Origin of the sequence: Dactylosporangium sp. NPDC050688, from assembly GCF_040654515.1 — a bacterium.
In the GTDB taxonomy this organism is placed as follows: Bacteria; Actinomycetota; Actinomycetes; order Mycobacteriales; family Micromonosporaceae; genus Dactylosporangium.
Map to the genome: position 1 here is coordinate 1 of NZ_JBFAIC010000121.1, position 16,636 is coordinate 16,636.

The following is a 16,636-nucleotide window of genomic DNA, read 5'->3' on the forward strand; positions in this document are numbered from 1 at the left end:
GGGTCGCTGGAGGTCTTGTAGTTGAACGCGTTGGGACCCCACTGGTAGGCCAGCACCCAGATGTTTCTCGGGGCGAAGTAGAACAGCGTGGGCGCGACGGTGCCGGAGTTCATTGCGTTCTGGCTGGCCGAGGCCATGTCGGACCAGTTCGTGAAGGTTGCGAAGTTCATCGAACCGTACGACCCCGACGTGTTGACCGTCGAGCCGTAGACCAGGTGCTTGCCGTTGTACATGACGCTGGTGAAGTCCTTCAGCGACACCCACCCCGACTTCGGGTTGGCGAGGACGCCGGTCGACGACCAGCGATACGTCGAGGGCAGTGCACAGTTCCCGCTCGGGCTGGCGCTGGCGCTGGGACTGCGGCTCGGGCTGGCGCTGGCCGAGCCGGGCGAACTCGGCGAACCGTCGACCGGGCCGTTGCAGGTGGTGCCGTTGAGCGCGAAGTCGGTGGGGACCGGGTTCGAGCCGTTCCAGGAGCCGTTGAACCCGAAGGCGGCGTTGCCGTTGGTGGGGACGCTGCCGTTGTAGCTGGCATTGGTGACGGTGACCTGGGCGCCGGACTGGGAGACCGTGCCGTTCCACAGCTGTGTGACGGTCTGCCCGGCGCTGAACGTCCAGGTGAGGCTCCAACCGTTGACGGCGTCGCCGTAGTTGGTGACGGTGACGTTGGCGTTGAAGCCACCCGGCCAGGAGCTGGAGACGACGTAATCGACACGGCAGCCGGCGGCCGCCTGGGCGGTGTTCGCGGTCAGCACCGCGGCGGTCCCGGCCACGGCGAGGCCCGCCGTGCAGGCGACCACCGCCCAGGACCGCGAGCGAGGAAACTTCATCAGGTCCTCCGGAGAGACAGGCGTGCGCGGATGTTATCGCTCACATAGACGCTGGGCGAGGGGCGCTGCGCCGGACCGCGCGCAAGCATGTGATCGCAATTCTGCGAGGAGCCGAAGTCGCCGCCGCCTCCGGCGCGGTGCGCCCGGAAATCGCTGATCCTGCGGACATCGGACGAAAAGTGTTATGTGCGGTGCTGCCGCGCAGTCGCGCAGGACGGCGTGAAACTTTCATTCCTGGTCGTTGCGCCAGCCGGTTCTGAAGGAGTTTCGGAATTCGTTGTCTTCGCGAGAATGCCGTGACAGCATCGGCGCGCACGAATCCCCCGTACGGCATTGCCTGACGTTGCACCTCGACGTCCAGCGCGACGTGTTCGTGGAAGGAATCGCACGATGTCAAGACGCAGAGGTTCGCTCGCCGCGGTGATCGCGGCGGCGCTCGTCGTGATCGCGGCCGGGTGGCAGGCCAGCAGCCACGACGCGACCGCGGAGGCGAGCACCAGCGGTACGCTCGCCACCACCGCCGGATGTGGCAAGGCTCCGACCCTCACGAGCGGCACCCGCTCCATCCAGAGCGGCGGCCAGAATCGTACGTACATCCTCAGAATTCCCGACAACTACAACAACAGCCATCCGTACCGGCTGGTCTTCGGACTGCACTGGTTGAACGGCTCCGCCAATGCCGTCGCCTCGGCCGGCTACTACGGGTTGCAGCCGCTGTCGAACAACAGCACCATTTTCGTGGCGCCCCAGGGAATCGACAGCGGCTGGGCCAACACCGGCGGCCGTGACCTGACGTTCGTCGACGATCTGACCAGCCTCATCGAGAACGGCCTGTGTGTTGACACCGCCCAGGTGTACGCGATGGGCTGGAGCTACGGCGGCGCGATGAGCTACGCGCTCGCCTGCGCCAGGCCGAACGTCTTCCGCGCGGTCGCGGTGCTGTCCGGCGCGAACCTGAGCGGATGCAACGGCGGCACGCAGCCCGTCGCCTATCTGGGCATCCACGGCACGCACGACAGCGTGCTGAACATCTCGAACGGACGGTCGTTGCGCGACACGTTCGTCAGGAACAACGGGTGTACCGCGCAGAACCCGCCCGAGCCGGGGCAGAACAGCCTCACGCACATCGCCACGAGCTACTCGGGTTGCCGGGCCGGATACCCGGTGCGCTGGATCGCGTTCGACGGAGACCACACGCCCAGTCCGGTGGATGGTTCCACCAGCCCCAACGACTCCCGGACCTGGACGTCCGGGGAGGCATGGCGGTTCTTCACGCAGTTCGAGAGCACCACGCCGCCGAGCTCGACCCCGCCGAGCTCGCCGTCCTCGTCGCCGTCGACCCCGGCGTCATCCTCGCCGCCCCCGCCGTCCGGTGCCAAGCGCATCGTCGGCGCGCAGTCGGGTCGGTGCGTCGACGTGCCGAACTCCTCGCGCAACAACGGCACCCGCGTGCAGCTGTACGACTGCCACAGCGGGACGAACCAGCAGTGGACGCTCACGTCCAGCCGGCAGCTGACCGTGTACGGCAACATGTGCCTGGACGCGGCGGGCTCCGGCAACGGCTCGGCCGTGCAGATCTACAGCTGCAACGGCCAGGCCAACCAGCAGTGGAACGTCAACAGCAACGGCACCATCTCCGGCGTGCAGTCCGGTCGGTGCCTGGACGTCTGGGGCACCGGCAACGGCCAGCAGGTCCAGCTCTACGACTGCAACGGCCAGGCCAACCAACGCTTCAGCCTCAACTGATCCGCCATGTCGCCGGTGGCCGCTCGGCCACCGGCGACCACGTTTGGAACTCCTCCTTCCTCGGCCTGGACAGCGGGGGCACCCCGACCTCCCCGACGTCCAGCTCGCCGGCCCCCAGCTCGCCGAGCCCGTCGACCGGCACCGGCGCCACCACCACCCTGGTCGGCGTCGCCTCCGGTCGGTGCCTGGACCTGCCCGCCAGCAGCGCCGCCAATGGCACCCAGCCGCAGCTGTGGGACTGCCACGGCGCGGCCAACCAGCAGTGGACGCTCGACGGCCGGTCGCTGCGCTCCCTCGGCAAGTGCCTGGACGCGCCGCTGAACGCGACCGCCGGCGTCAAGGTCCAGCTGTGGGACTGCAACGGTGGCCTGAACCAGCAGTGGAACCTCAACGCCGACGGCACCATCCGCGACGCCCGGTCCGGGCTGTGCCTCGACGTGGACCGGGCGGCTACCGCCAACGGCAGCAAGGTCATCCTGTGGACCTGCACCGCGGCGGCCAACCAGCGGTGGAGCCGCCGCTGACCCGGCGCTGACCCGGCGCAGGCGGTGGTCACGGTCCGGTGACCACCGCCTGCGCCGGTCCGGTTCGTCGTGGGGACTGGCCTCCGGCGATCGGTGACCGGTGCGGTGCACCCCGCATAACACATTTAAGACCTTGAACTTCATACGTATGACGTCTAATCTTCAGCGGCATCTCCGCAGCGTCGCGGCGCGCCACCGCCGCCGAGCGCCCGCGACACGCCACGGCGCGGGGCCGCCGCGCCTGCACGGCATCCGAGGAAAGGACCGAGGCGTGAAGTCAGCGCTCTCCATCGCTGGAAGGTCACTCGCAGCGGTCGCGATGGTCGCCGCCGCCGCACTGCCGCCGCTCGCCGCCGCGGTGCCGGCCGCGGCCGCCACCCAGGCGACCTACTACGTCGCCCCGGACGGCAGCGACACCAACCCCGGCACGATCGCCGCGCCGTTCAAGACCGTGGAGCGCGCGCGGGACGTCGTGCGGACCGTCAACGCGAACATGACCGGCGACATCTACGTCTACCTGCGCGGCGGGACGTACCAGATCGGCAGCACCATCGAGTTCACGCCGAGCGACTCGGGCACCAACGGCTACCGGGTCGTCTACGCCGCCTACCAGAACGAGCGTCCGGTCCTGGACGCCGGCGTCCAGGTGACCGGGTGGACGCAGCACAGCGGCAACATCTGGAAGGCCCCGCTGAACCGGAGCAACAAGCTGCGGGCGCTGTACGTCAACGGCAAGCGGGCGACCATGGCCAGCAAGACGATCAACTCCGCCGGCTGCTACGGCACGTACAGCGTCAGCGCGGGCCAGGCCGCCTGGGCGTGGGAATCCGGATCGGAGTGCGACGGCGCCAGGTACAGCCTCGCCGACTTCCCCGCCGTCGCCCGCAACCAGGACGACATCGAGATCGAGACGGCGACGACCTGGACGACCGCCGTCGTCGGGGTCCGCCAGGTCACCACGAGCGCCGACGGCGCGAACCGCGTCGCCCTCTTCCAGCAACCCGGCGCGGCGATCGCCCAGGGCGCGTACAACGGCGACGCCCAGGCCGGCGGCAGCCACAAGGTCATGAACGCCTACGAGTTCCTGGACACGCCCGGCGAGTTCTTCTTCGACAAGACGAGCCGGGTCCTCTACTACTACAAAGCCAGCTCCGAGGACATGACGACCGCACCGGTGTTCGCGCCGAACAACGTCTCCACCGTGCTGCGGGTCGCCGGCCGGTCCACGAGCAGCCACGTCCGGAACCTCACGTTCTCCGGACTCACCGTCGAGCACTCGGACTGGAACCTGTTCAACGTCGCCGGCTCCGCCTTCAAGCAGGCGCAGCAGGGCAATCTCGGGGCCTTCGCGTACGCGAAGGGCAACTTCCACGACTACACCTACCGCAACGTCGACGTCGCACCGGGCATCGTCCAGATCGACAACGCCGACGGGATCCTGCTGCAGCGCAACCGGATCCAGCACACCGGCGTCGACGGGATCAACATGATCAACGACGTGCAGAACTCCCAGCTGATCGGCAACGTCACCAACGACATCGCCGGATCCGCGATCACGGTCGGCCATCCCCAGCACGTGTACATCGGCGACGGCACGTCGACGAACCGTGAGCGGTACTCCGCCCAGGTGGAGGGCCTGAGCAAGAACATCGAGATCAGCAACAACTACCTCTACGACAGCGCCGTGCTGTTCAACGGGCACAGCCCCATCTCGGCGTACTTCGCCGACACGCTGAGCATCCAGCACAACCGGATCGAGAAGGCGCCATGGGCGGGCATCACGCTCGGCTGGGGCTGGTGGAACTTCGACGGGTCAGCGGGCTCGATCGCGCCGAACCGGCCGACCACCACGGCGCGGAACAACACCATCCGGTACAACCACATCATCGACACGGTGCAGCGGCTCAGCGACACGGCACCGATCTACACCCTGGGCAGCCAGCCGGGGACCACGATCAGCAACAACTACCTCGAGGGCGTCCCGGCCGGTCACAAGTACGGGCTGCATCCGGACGAAGGCTCGGCGTACATCACGTTCAAGGACAACGTGCTGAGCGTGGACAAGAACGTCACCTGGCTCATCAACTCCGACGACTGGGGACGCAAGCACGACCTGAGCATCACGCAGACCTACGGCGCCATCAACAAGGTGTCCAACAAGAACCTGCCGAACAGCACCGTCCAGGACATCCTGGTGTCCTCCGACTACGTCTGGCCGGCCGCGGCCTACGGCATCGCCGTGAACGCCGGGCTCGAGGACGCCTATCGGGACATCATCGCGCAGGGCCAGGTTTCCCCGTCGAACTACGCCCTGCCGGCCAGCACCTTCGTCGGCAGCACGACGGCGACGGTGCCGATCCGCAGCACCGGCGATGCGACCAGGACCGTGTGGCTGGCACCGGCGGGGACGACCACGTTCGTCGCGGGCGCGACGATGACCAGGGCGAGCGGCACCGCGACGTCCATCGCCGTGCCGGCGACGTCCGGGGAGTACCGGCTGTACGTCGTGGACGCGCAGGGCAACCGGTCGGCGGAGTCGAAGTGGATCGTCCGGCAGCAGGGCGGCACGAGCGGCGGCCAGGGCGTCACGATCGTGGGCGCCGCGTCCGGCCGGTGCGCCGACATCGGCGGCACCAACCCGGCCAACGGCACCCAGGCCCAGCTGTGGGACTGCAACGGCGGCACCAACCAGCGCTTCACCGTCACCTCCGGCAAGCAGCTGCAGGTGTTCGGCAGCAAGTGCCTGGACGCCAACAACCGGGGCACGACCAACGGCACCGCCGTGATCATCTGGGACTGCAACGGGCAGACCAACCAGCAGTGGAACGTCAACGCCAACGGCACCATCACCGGCGTGCAGTCCGGCCTGTGCCTGGACGCCAACGGCGCCGGCACCGCCAACGGCACCAAGCTCATCCTCTGGTCCTGCAACGGCGGCTCGAACCAGCAGTGGAGCCTGCGCAGCTGACGTCGACGGAACCGGGGCGCGGTCGGCGCGGATCGCACGGATGCTGATGCCGGCCGTTGCCCCGCCGCGCTCCGGCGGCTGCGCCGGCCAATTGCTCGAAAATGGTCCGGCGGGATTGCTTTTCCGGAAAACCGTTATGCATCTGCCGGTTGAGGAGTCGGCGCAGGAAATTTACGTCGATGCTCTGGATGCGGCGCTTTGCCTGCCGATTCATCAAGGCGCTGAGCTGGGCATATGGCGGCATTGTGCGGTCTTCTGGAAATGTCCGCCGTTGCTCCTCTTGCATATTTTTGATTGGTCTGAGACCGTCGCGGTCTCGGGTGCGAACGTTCCGCCAACCGTTCGCTGATTGCCGGCAAGGCTGGCGCGCCAAGGTCGCGCCCGGTCGGGGATGTTAGCGCTCACGTGACGCATGAGCCACTGGAAGTAAGCGCAGATCCCGCGGCCCGGCCGGCCACTCGTGCGCCGGCAGCGCCGGTACCGCCAACCGAAGGAGACCCAGTTGTGACAACCCACCACAGACGACGCCTCGTGCCGCGCTGGCTCGCGGTGCTCGGCGCCGTGGCCATCGTCGCCGCGGGAGTCGTCACCGTGACGACGCTGACCATGCCGTCGGCGTCGGCGGCCACGACGGCCGGCTGCGGCAAGACCCCGACGCTGCGCAGCGGCACCCAGACCATCCAGAGCAGCGGCCAGAGCCGCAGCTTCATCCTGCGTATCCCGGACGGGTACAGCAACACCCGCCCGTACCGGCTCATCTTCGGCTACCACTGGCGTGGCGGCACGATGAACGACGTCGCCTCCGGCGGCACCAGCGGCGCCTCGTGGGCGTACTACGGCATGCAGCAGCAGGCCGCCAACAGCGCGATCCTCGTCGCGCCGCAGGGCATCGGCAACGGCTGGGCCAACTCCAACGGCCAGGACATCACGTTCACCGACGACATGGTCCGGTTGATCGAGAACGACCTGTGCGTCGACACCACCCAGCTGTTCGCCATGGGGTTCAGCTACGGCGGTGGGATGAGCTACGCCATCGCCTGCGGCCGGGCGACCGTGTTCCGGGCGGTCGTGGTCTACTCCGGCGCGCAGCTGTCCGGCTGCAGCGGCGGCACCCAGCCGATCGGATACTTCGGCATCCACGGCATCTCCGACAACGTCCTGAACATCTCCTCCGGGCGCGCGCTGCGCGACACGTTCCTGCGCAACAACGGCTGCGCCGCCCAGAATGCTCCGGAGCCGGCGGCCGGCAGCGGCCGGCACATCACGACCGCCTACTCCTGCCGGGCCGGGTACCCCGTGCGGTGGGCCGCCTTCGACGGCGGTCATGGCCCCGGCCCCGTCGACGGATGCTCCGGGTGCGAGGACGGCACCAGGACATGGACCAAGGCGGAGGCGTGGCAGTTCATCTCGTCCTTCGCCGGCGGCACGCCATCGAGCTCACCGCCGCCGAGCAGCCCGTCGAGCGGCCCGCCGCCGGGCCAGTCCAACGTCACGGTCGTCGGCACGGGATCCGGTCGCTGCGTCGACGTGCCCGGCAGCAGCACGACGAACGGTGCCCAGGTGCAGCTGTGGGACTGCCACGGCGGTACCAACCAGCGCCTCACCTACACCGCCAACCGGCAGCTGACGGTGTACGGCAACAAGTGCCTGGACGCCAGCGGTCAGGGCACCACCAACGGCACCACCGTCGTCATCTGGGACTGCAACGGCCAGGCCAACCAGCAGTGGAACGTCAACGCCAACGGCACCGTCACCGGCGCGCAGTCCGGGCTGTGCCTGGACGCCAGCGCCGCCGGCACCGCCAACGGCACGAAGATCCAGCTGTGGGCCTGCCACGGCGGCACCAACCAGCAGTGGAGCCTGCGCGGCTGACCGGTCACCGGTGGCGCCGGCCGGCTGAGCCGGCGCCACCCCCGCGGAACGATGGTGAGGAACCCGTTATGGCAACGAGGAGTAGCCGGCTGCTGCGGTGGAGGCGTCCCGGACGCGGCGCGGCAGCGACTGCGGCGGTCGCCCTGACCGCGGCGGCGGTACTGGTGGGGCTCGGCGCCCCGGCGCAGGCGGCAACCGCGGTCACGATCAACGGCTCGTCCGGCGGACGGGTGCTCGACGGCATCGGCGCGGTCAGCGGGGGAGGGGGCAACAGCCGGCTGCTGATCGACTATCCGGAGCCGCAACGCACCGACATCCTGAACTACCTGTTCAAGCCGGGCTACGGCGCGGCGATGCAGATCCTGAAGGTGGAGATCGGCGGCGACACCAACTCGACGTCGGGCGCGGAGCCCAGCCACGAACACACCCGCGGGGCCGTGAACTGCAACCGGGGATACGAGTGGTGGCTGATGGAGCAGGCCAAGGCCCGCAACCCGAACATCAACCTGGTCGGACTGGCCTGGGGTGCCCCCGGCTGGATCGGCAACGGCAACTTCTGGTCCACCGACTCGATCGACTACCTGCTGGCATGGCTGGACTGCGCCGGCACGCACGGGCTGACGATCAACTACCTCGGCGGCTGGAACGAGAAGGGCTACAACGTCGCCTGGTACAAGAACCTGCGCGCGGCGCTGAACTCGCACGGCTACACCGGCGTGAAGATTGTCGCTTCGGACGACTTCGGATGGTCCGCCGCCGACGACGCGCTGCGCGACAGCGCGTTCGCCAACGCGGTCTCCACGTTCGGCAGCCACTACGTGTGCGGGTACCGCAGCGCCCAGAGCAGCTGCCCCAGCTCCAGTAACGCCCTGGCCACCGGCAAGGCGCTGTGGGCCAGCGAGAACGGCTCCGACGACTACAACGCCGGCGCGCAGGCGCTCGCCCGCGGGATCAACCGCGGGTACATCGACGGGCGGATGACCGCCTACATCAACTGGCCGGCCATCGCCGCGATCACGCCGAACATCCCGTGGGCGACCACCGGCGTGGCGGTCGCGTCCCAGCCGTGGTCGGGCGCCTACTCGATCGGCAAGAACGCGTGGGTGATGGCGCAGACCACCCAGTTCACCGCCCCGGGCTGGCGCTACCTGGACAGCTCCAGCGGCTACATCGGCGGCAACCGCAGCAATGGCAGCTACGTGTCGTTGCGGTCGCCCGCCAACGGCGACTACAGCACGATCATCGAGACGATGGACGCCGGTGCCGCGCAGACACTCAACTTCACCGTCACCGGCGGCCTGTCCACCGGCACGGTGCGGGTGTGGTCCACCAACGTCCGATCCAACAACGCCACCGAGCACTTCGTGCGCGGCGCCGACATCACACCCTCCGGCGGGGCGTTCTCCCTTACCGTCCAGCCCGGCTACGTGTACAGCATCACCAGCACGACCGGGCAGGGCAAGGGCGCCGCGGTCAGCCCGGCGCAGGGCAACCTGAAGCTGCCGTACAGCGACAGCTTCGACGGCTACGACGTCGGCCGGGAGGCCACGTATCTGATGGACCAGCAGGGTTCGTTCGAGGTCGCGGCCTGCGGGGGCGGCCACACCGGGCGGTGCGTGCGGCAGATGTCGGACCAGACGCCGATCTACTGGACGTCCGGTCATGCCGAGCCGTTCACGCTGCTGGGCGACCTGACCTGGCGCAACTACACCGTCTCCTCCGACGTCATGCTCGAGAAGTCCGGCTACGCGCAGCTCATCGGCCGCGGCAACACGTACAACCACCAGGGCCCGCAGAACCTGAACGGGTACTACTTCCGGGTCACCGACACCGGCGCCTGGTCGATCCGCTCCAACAACACCAGCGGCAACTGGCGGACCCTGGCGAGCGGGACCATCGCGGCACTGGGCGTCGGGCGCTGGCACACGCTGTCGCTGACGCTCAACGGCGGCACGCTGACCGCGTCCGTCGACGGCGCCACCGTCGGGTCCGTGTCGGACTCGACCTGGGTCGCCGGTCAGATCGGGTACGGCACCGGTCAGGGCGTCACGGCACAGTTCGACAACCTCACGGTCACCCCCGTCGGCACCCCGGGCGGCTCGACCGGCGAGATCCGCGGCGCCGGCTCCAACCGGTGCCTGGACGTCAACGGCGCCAGCCAGGCCGACGGCGCGGTCGTGCAGATCTGGGACTGCAACGGCGGCGCGAACCAGCAGTGGACGCTCACCGCGAGCAACCAGCTCACCGTCTACGGCAACAAGTGCCTGGATGTCGCCGGCACCACCCAGGGATCCCGGGCGCGGATCTGGACCTGCAACGGCAGCAGCGGCCAGCAGTGGCGGGTCAGCGCCGACGGCTCGATCGTGGCCGGCGGGTCCGGGCTGTGCCTGGACGTCAACGGCGCCGGCACCGGCAACGGCACCGCGGTGCAGATCTGGACCTGCAACGGCGGCAGCAACCAGACCTGGATCCGGGCCTGAGCACAGGCCCGGCCGCCGGCATCCACAGCAGTCAGTACATCACCGAGCGGACATTTCGAAGGAGGGCCACATGCAACGCACCCCACCGGCCGCCTCACGCCACCGGGTCCGGCACTGATGGGCCCGCGTCACGACGCCATGCCGCCCATGGCCAATACGCCTCCCGGCCCAGCCGGGCGGCCCGTCGCCCGCCGGGCCGCCCCAGGCGCGGTCGCTGCGACGCCGTCCGTCAGCCGCAATGCGATCCTGGCGTTCGTCGTCGCGCTCCTGCTCGCCGCCGCCGGCGCGGTGACGCTGAGCCGTGCGGCCCTGGCCGCCGACGCACCCCAGCAGCTCATCGGCGCCGGCTCCGGACGATGCGTCGACGTGCCGAACTCCAGCACCGCCAACGGCACCCAGGTCCAGCTGTGGGACTGCGGCAGCGCCGCCGGGCAGTGGTGGACGTACACCGCGGCCAAGCAACTGACCGTGTACGGCAACAAGTGCCTCGACGCGAGCGGCCGGGGGACCACCAACAACACCCCGGTGATCATCTGGGACTGCAACGGGCAGACCAACCAGCAGTGGAACGTCAACGCCAACGGCACCATCACCGGCGTGCAGTCCGGCCTGTGCCTGGACGCCAACGGCGCCGCCACCGCCAACGGCACCAAGCTCATCCTCTGGTCCTGCAACGGCCAGAGCAACCAGCAGTGGACGCTGACCGCCCCGCCATCGGGCAACACCGGCGGGCCGTGCGACATCTACGCCGCCGGTGGCACGCCGTGCGTCGCCGCACACAGCACCGTGCGGGCGTTGTTCAGCGCGTACGCCGGCAACCTGTACCAGGTGCGACGCTCCTCGGACAACACCACCCGCAACATCGGCGTCGTCGCCGCCGGCGGCGTCGCGAACGCGGCGGCCCAGGACGCGTTCTGCGGCGGCACCACCTGCGTCATCACCGTGCTGTTCGACCAGTCCGGGCGCGGCAACGACCTGTGGTACCAGGGGTCGAGCGTGGTGCCCGGGTCGCCGCAGAGCAGCCCGGCGAGGGCGACCACCGAGTCGCTGACGGTCGGCGGCGGCAAGGCGTACTCGCTGTACATCAACCCGGGCAACAGCTACTGGCGGGACGGCCACCTGACCGGGGTACCGACCGGCAGCGCGCCTGAGGGCATGTACATGGTGACCAGCGGCGTGCACGTCAACGGTGGTTGCTGCTTCGACTACGGCAACAGTGAGACGACCCGCAAGGCCGACGCGGCCGGTGCGATGGACGCGATCTACTTCGGCACCAGCTGCTGGTTCGGTGGCTGCTCGGGCTCCGGCCCGTGGGTCCAGGCGGACCTGGAGTGGGGCCTGTTCCCCGGCGGCAGCAGCGCCTGGAACCCGAATCAGCGGGCGTTCACCAGCAAGTTCGTCACGGCGACGCTGAAGAACAACGGCACGTCGCGGTTCGCCATCAAGGGCAGCAACGCCCAGGCGGGCGGCCTGTTCACCCTGTACGACGGTGCGCTGCCCAACGGGTACAGCCCGATGAAGAAGCAGGGCGCGATCGTGCTGGGCTCCGGCGGTGACTGCTGCAAACCCGACGGCGGTGCCAACCAGAGCGCCGGCACCTTCTACGAAGGCGCCATGGTGTCGGGCTACCCGTCCGACGCGACGGAGAACGCGGTGCAGGCGAACATCGTCGCGGCCGGCTACCGCTGACCACCTCGGTGGGCCCCGCCGCTGCGCGACGGGGCCCACCCTCATGGTGCCTCGAGCAGGCCGGCGGCCCGGAGCGAGGCCCAGACCGCGTCGGGGACGTCGGTCCCGGCGCGTTGCAGGGTCTGCAAAACCTCTGCCCGGCTGCGCAGGCCGACCACCGTCGCGGTGACGGCCGGGTGCGCGCGGACGAAGGCCAGCGCCGCCGCGGGCAGCGTGACGCCGTGCGCCTCGCAGATCCCGGCGATGCGGCGAGCCCGGTCGATGAGCTCGGCGGGCGCCTGCCGGTAGTCGTACGTCGCGTCCGCCGGCGGGCGGTCGGTGGCGAGCAGGCCGGAGTTGTAGACACCGGCGATCACGACACCGACCCCGCTGCGCTGCGCTGCGGGCAGCAGGTCGTGCAGGGCGCCCTGTTCGAGCAGGGTGTATCTGCCGGCGCACATCACCAGGTCGATGTCGGTCTCCTGGATGAACCGGGTGAGCATCGCCGACTGGTTCATCCCCGCCCCGACGGCGCCGATGACGCCCTGGTCGCGCAGCTCGGTCAGGGCGGGCACCGCCTCGGCGGCGGCCTGCCGCCAGTGCCTGTCCGGGTCGTGCAGGTAGACGACGTCGATGCGGTCGAGGCCGGTGCGGTTGAGGCTGGCCTCCAGCGAGCGGCGCACGCCGTCGCGGCTGAAGTCCCACTGCCGCCGGTGGGTCGCGGCGACGTCGAAGCCGTCCGGGTCGCGCAGGTGCGCCGTCTGCGGTGACGGGACGAGCAGCCGGCCGACCTTCGTGGAGATCACGTAGTCGTCGCGTGGCCGGCTGCGCAGCGCGGCGCCGAGTCGCCGCTCGGACAGCCCCAGCCCGTAGTGCGGAGCGGTGTCGAAGTACCGGATGCCGCCGTCCCAGGCGGCGTCGACCGTCGCGGCGAACGCCTCGTCGCTGATCGCGTGGTACAGGTTGCCGCCCTGTGCGGCACCGAGGCCCAGCGCGGTGAGGCCGATCGCCGGCCGGCGAGGCAGCGTCCGGCGCGTCACGACGGACGCAGGCGGTAGACCCGGCGGGCGGTGCCGCCCCAGATCATCGCCTGGTCCGCCGCGCCCAGCGGATGCAGCAGCAGGGAAAGCGTCTCGATCCAGCGCTGGTACGACGTGGCGAGCAGGCAGACCGGCCAGTCCGAGCCGAACATGAGCCGCGACGGGCCGAACGTGTCCAGCGCGTGCTCGACGGCGGGCCGCAGTTGCTGCGGTGTCCACGAGGTCCAGTCGGCCTCGGTCACCAGCCCGGACAGTTTCGCGGTCGTGTTCGGCAGCTGGGCCAGGGTGCGCAGGTCCCGCGCCCAGCCGCCGTGCCTGGAGTAGGGCAGCGCGGGCTTGCCGAGGTGATCCAGGACGAACGTCACGCCGGGCAGGTCACGGGCGAGCCGCGTGGCGGCGGGCAGCTGGTGGCGGCGGATGACCAGGTCGAAGGCGAGACCGGCCGCGCCGACCGCCGCGACGCCGCGGCGCAGGTCCGGCCGGTCCAGGAAACCCGGGTCGGATTCGTCCTGCACGAGGTGGCGGATGCCGGCGAGCCGGTGCCCGCCCTCGCCGGCGCGCAGCCGGGCGATGCGGTCGGCGACGTCGCGCGCGGTCAGGTCGACCCAGCCGACGACACCGCCGACGAGACCGGTCGTGGCGGCCTGGCGCAGCAGGTCAGTGGTCTCCGCCTGCGAGGAGATGCTCTGCACCACAACGGTCCGGGTCACACCGGCCGCGACGGCCACCGCGGTCAGGTCCGCGACGGTGAAGTCGGCGTCGATCGCCTGCATCGTCGTGGCGCTGATCCACGGCTGCGGGTGACGGGCACGCACCCAAAGGTGGTGGTGGGCGTCGACGATCTGCTGCGGTGCCCCCGCCGCGTCGGGACTCATCGGCCCAGCCATCCGCCGTCGACGGGCAGCGTGACCCCGTTGACGTAGTCCGACGCCGATGCGGACAGGAACACCGCCGCCCCGCCGATGTCCTCGGACCTGCCCCAGCGCCCGGCCGGGATCCGTTCCAGGATGGACCGGTGGCGCACCGGGTCGTCGCGCAGTGCCTGCGTGTTGTCCGTGGCGATGTAGCCCGGCGCGATGGCGTTGACGTTGACGCCGCGCCCGGCCCACTCGTTGGCCAGAGCCTTGGCCAGCCCGGCCACCCCGGACTTCGCGGCGGTGTATCCGGGGACGTTGATGCCACCCTGGAAGCTCAGCAGCGAGGCGGTGAAGATGATCTTTCCTCGGCCACGCTGGAGCATCTCCCTGCCGATCTCGCGGCTGAGCAGGAACTGGCTGGTGAGATTCACCTGGATGACGTGGTCCCAGAGCTCGTCGGCGTGTTCGGCGGCCGGGGCCCGCGCGATGGTGCCGGCGTTGTTGACCAGGATGTCGATCGGCCCGAGCGTGTTGAGGTCCGCGGCGAGGCGGTGGACGGCCGTGCGGTCGGCGAGGTCGGCCGTCAGGGCGGTGAAGGCGCGACCGGCGTGGCAGACCCGCCGCTCGACCTCGCTGCCAGAGGGCTCCAGGTGCGCGGAGACGCCGATGATGTCCGCGCCGGCCAGGGCGAGGGCCTCGGCGATGGCCAGCCCGATACCGCGCCGGGCGCCGGTCACGACGGCGGTGCGGCCCGAGAGGTCGAACATCGGATTCACCGCGGCTGCTCCTGCCAGTCGATGAGGACCTTCATGACGCTGCCGCCGGATTCCAGCGCGGTGAAGGCGTCGCCGACGGTGTCGACCGGCCCGACGCGGGAGATCAGCCGCTGCACGGCGACCTCGCCGGTGGCGATGAGCCGGATCGCCTCGGTCATGTCCTCGCGCTGGTACAGGCGGGCGCCGAACAGCTCGAGCTCGCGCCAGAAGAACCGGTGCAGGTTGACGGGGCGCGGCTGCGGATGGATGGCGACCATGACGAGGCGCCCCCGGGTGGTCAGCACGTCGACGGCGGTGGCGACCCCGGCGGCCGAGCCGGAGACTTCGAAGGCGATGTCAGCGCCGGCGTTCATGGTGCGCTCGTTCATCATCGCCACGACGTCGCTCGCCGCTGGGTCCACCGCCTCGACGCCGAGCTCCGCGGCGACCTGGCGGCGGAATCCGTCCGGCTCGACCAGCACGACGCGTGCGCCGCGGTGGTGCGCGACGACGGCGATCAGTAGGCCGACCGGACCGCCGCCGACCACGACGACGTGGTCGTCGATGCCGACGTTCGCGCGGCGGACGTCGTGGACGGCGACCGCTGTCGGTTCGATGAGGGCCGCGTGCTCCAGCGGCAGTTCCTCCGGCAGCGGGAGCACCAGGTCTGCGGGGACGTTCCACAGTGACTGCATCGCACCGGGGGAGTCGATGCCGAGGAACTGCATGCTGTGGCAGATATGGGAGAGTCCGCGCCGGCAGGCGGCGCACCGGCCGCACGACCGCGTCGGCATCACGGTCACCGGCTGGCCGACGGACCAGCCGGTGACGCCCGCGCCGAGCTTGGCGACCCGCCCCGACATCTCGTGGCCGATCACCGCCTCGGCGCCGACCCGCCCGTCCATGTCGCCGTGGTAGATGTGCAGGTCGGTCCCGCAGATGCCGGTGTAGGCGACGGCGATGCTCAGCTCGCCGGGGCCGGGCTCCACTTCAGGGCGTTCCTCGATGTCGAGGGTGCGCGCCCCGCGGTAGACGACGGCTTTCATCGAACTCCATCCGGTGCGGTGGACAGCCGGGTTCGTGGACCGCGAAAACGTAACTCGTATGACGTATTCCGTCAACACGGCATGGGCGATGGCGGTCGTCCGCCAAGGAGGCGGCGGCGCCCCGACTCCCCACAGCAAACATATGACGTATGTCGTCAATCATGTAACGTCTCCGATGCATCGATGAGTGCCGGGGCGCAACCCCATCCGTCCGGCGCTGCGGCATCGATGTATGGCAATCGGCGCGGCGGCGCGCGCCCAGCTGACCCGCACTGTCAGGAGGGTTCATGTCCCGAACACCACCCCGATACCGACGTGGCGCAGCGGCGGTGATGCTCGCGCTCGCCGGTGGAAGTTTCACCGGTGTCGCCGTCACGCCGGCGCCCGCCGCGGCGGCCATCAACGCCGCCGATTTCCAGCAGGTCACCCTCGCCAAAGGGCTCTCCGAACTCGGTGAGCCGCTGACCATCTCGGTGCTGCCGGACCGTTCGGTGCTGCACACCGCCCGCAACGGCACGCTGCGCCGTACCGACGCCGCCGGCACCACGACCGTGATCGCCAACATCCCGGTCTACACGCATGACGAGGAGGGCCTGCAGGGCGTGGCGGCCGACCCGAACTTCGCCACCAACCGCTACATCTACCTGTACTACGCGCCGCCGCTGAACACCCCCGCCGGTGACGCGCCGGCCACGGGCACGGATGCGACCTGGGCCACCTGGACCGGGGTCAACCGCCTGTCGCGGTTCACGCTCAACGCGAACTTCACCGTCAACATGAGCAGCCAGGTCAACATCCTGGACGTGCCGGCGAACCGGGGCATCTGCTGTCACGTCGGTGGTGACATCGA

At 69.8% G+C, this 16,636-nt stretch carries 13 protein-coding genes; 8 read left to right on the top strand and 5 right to left on the bottom strand.

The genetic code is table 11. The features are described 5' to 3' along the window. Positions 1-830: non-reducing end alpha-L-arabinofuranosidase family hydrolase (locus AB0H83_RS49930; protein ID WP_360110438.1), on the bottom strand; the 830-nt coding region annotated here is incomplete at its 3' end. Positions 831-1,220: 390 nt separating this feature from the next. Between AB0H83_RS49930 and AB0H83_RS49935 the strand changes: the two genes are divergently transcribed. The 7 genes from AB0H83_RS49935 to AB0H83_RS49965 all read left to right on the top strand — a co-directional run bounded on the left by AB0H83_RS49935 (position 1,221) and on the right by AB0H83_RS49965 (position 12,109). Beyond that, entirely contained in the window at positions 1,221-2,576 is a 1,356-nt protein-coding gene (locus AB0H83_RS49935; RefSeq protein ID WP_360110441.1) for a ricin-type beta-trefoil lectin domain protein, read from the top strand. Then, positions 2,486-3,100, top strand: coding sequence for a ricin-type beta-trefoil lectin domain protein (locus AB0H83_RS49940; RefSeq protein WP_360110444.1), 615 nt, complete (start codon positions 2,486-2,488; stop codon positions 3,098-3,100). The genes AB0H83_RS49935 and AB0H83_RS49940 overlap by 91 nt, the downstream gene beginning before the upstream one ends. 271 nt (positions 3,101-3,371) lie before the next feature. Continuing rightward, entirely contained in the window at positions 3,372-6,068 is a 2,697-nt protein-coding gene (locus AB0H83_RS49945) for a ricin-type beta-trefoil lectin domain protein (protein ID WP_360110446.1), read from the top strand. 40 nt (positions 6,069-6,108) lie between these two features. Next, complete coding sequence (locus AB0H83_RS49950; protein ID WP_360110449.1) at positions 6,109-6,417, top strand: hypothetical protein; 309 nt, start codon at positions 6,109-6,111, stop codon at positions 6,415-6,417. 257 nt (positions 6,418-6,674) lie between these two features. Beyond that, entirely contained in the window at positions 6,675-7,940 is a 1,266-nt protein-coding gene (locus AB0H83_RS49955) for a ricin-type beta-trefoil lectin domain protein (RefSeq protein WP_360110473.1), read from the top strand. A gap of 68 nt (positions 7,941-8,008) precedes the next feature. Continuing rightward, entirely contained in the window at positions 8,009-10,420 is a 2,412-nt protein-coding gene (locus AB0H83_RS49960; RefSeq protein ID WP_360110452.1) for a ricin-type beta-trefoil lectin domain protein, read from the top strand. A 147-nt stretch (positions 10,421-10,567) separates the two neighbouring features. Beyond that, positions 10,568-12,109 carry an arabinofuranosidase catalytic domain-containing protein gene (locus AB0H83_RS49965; RefSeq protein WP_360110455.1) on the top strand — a complete coding sequence of 514 codons (1,542 nt, stop codon included), beginning with the start codon at positions 10,568-10,570 and terminating at the stop codon, positions 12,107-12,109. Positions 12,110-12,150: 41 nt separating this feature from the next. Here AB0H83_RS49965 and AB0H83_RS49970 read toward each other — a convergent pair whose 3' ends face one another. The 4 genes from AB0H83_RS49970 to AB0H83_RS49985 are packed head-to-tail and all read right to left on the bottom strand — an operon-like array spanning position 12,151 to position 15,786. Further along, positions 12,151-13,128 carry an aldo/keto reductase gene (locus AB0H83_RS49970; protein ID WP_360110458.1) on the bottom strand — a complete coding sequence of 326 codons (978 nt, stop codon included), beginning with the start codon at positions 13,126-13,128 and terminating at the stop codon, positions 12,151-12,153. Then, positions 13,125-14,003, bottom strand: coding sequence for an amidohydrolase family protein (locus AB0H83_RS49975; protein WP_360110461.1), 879 nt, complete (start codon positions 14,001-14,003; stop codon positions 13,125-13,127). The genes AB0H83_RS49970 and AB0H83_RS49975 overlap by 4 nt, the downstream gene beginning before the upstream one ends. After that, a complete protein-coding gene (locus AB0H83_RS49980) occupies positions 14,000-14,752 on the bottom strand; it encodes an SDR family NAD(P)-dependent oxidoreductase (protein ID WP_360110464.1) in 753 nt (250 codons plus the stop codon). The genes AB0H83_RS49975 and AB0H83_RS49980 overlap by 4 nt, the downstream gene beginning before the upstream one ends. A gap of 5 nt (positions 14,753-14,757) precedes the next feature. Beyond that, the gene (locus AB0H83_RS49985; protein ID WP_360110467.1) at positions 14,758-15,786 is read right to left on the bottom strand and encodes an alcohol dehydrogenase catalytic domain-containing protein; all 1,029 of its coding nucleotides are present in this window, start codon (positions 15,784-15,786) and stop codon (positions 14,758-14,760) included. 332 nt (positions 15,787-16,118) lie between these two features. Between AB0H83_RS49985 and AB0H83_RS49990 the strand changes: the two genes are divergently transcribed. Beyond that, a partial coding sequence (locus tag AB0H83_RS49990) for a PQQ-dependent sugar dehydrogenase (RefSeq protein WP_360110470.1) occupies positions 16,119-16,636 on the top strand: 518 nt, incomplete at its 3' end.

Bases quoted from the DNA above. Each gene is read 5' to 3' on its own strand.
- AB0H83_RS49935 (WP_360110441.1), top strand. From the start codon at position 1,221: ATGTCAAGACGCAGAGGTTCGCTCGCCGCGGTGATCGCGGCGGCGCTC.
- AB0H83_RS49950 (WP_360110449.1), top strand. From the start codon at position 6,109: ATGCTGATGCCGGCCGTTGCCCCGCCGCGCTCCGGCGGCTGCGCCGGC.
- AB0H83_RS49955 (WP_360110473.1), top strand. From the start codon at position 6,675: ATGCCGTCGGCGTCGGCGGCCACGACGGCCGGCTGCGGCAAGACCCCG.
- AB0H83_RS49960 (WP_360110452.1), top strand. From the start codon at position 8,009: ATGGCAACGAGGAGTAGCCGGCTGCTGCGGTGGAGGCGTCCCGGACGC.
- AB0H83_RS49965 (WP_360110455.1), top strand. From the start codon at position 10,568: ATGGCCAATACGCCTCCCGGCCCAGCCGGGCGGCCCGTCGCCCGCCGG.
- AB0H83_RS49975 (WP_360110461.1), bottom strand. From the start codon at position 14,003: ATGAGTCCCGACGCGGCGGGGGCACCGCAGCAGATCGTCGACGCCCAC.
- AB0H83_RS49980 (WP_360110464.1), bottom strand. From the start codon at position 14,752: ATGTTCGACCTCTCGGGCCGCACCGCCGTCGTGACCGGCGCCCGGCGC.
- AB0H83_RS49985 (WP_360110467.1), bottom strand. From the start codon at position 15,786: ATGAAAGCCGTCGTCTACCGCGGGGCGCGCACCCTCGACATCGAGGAA.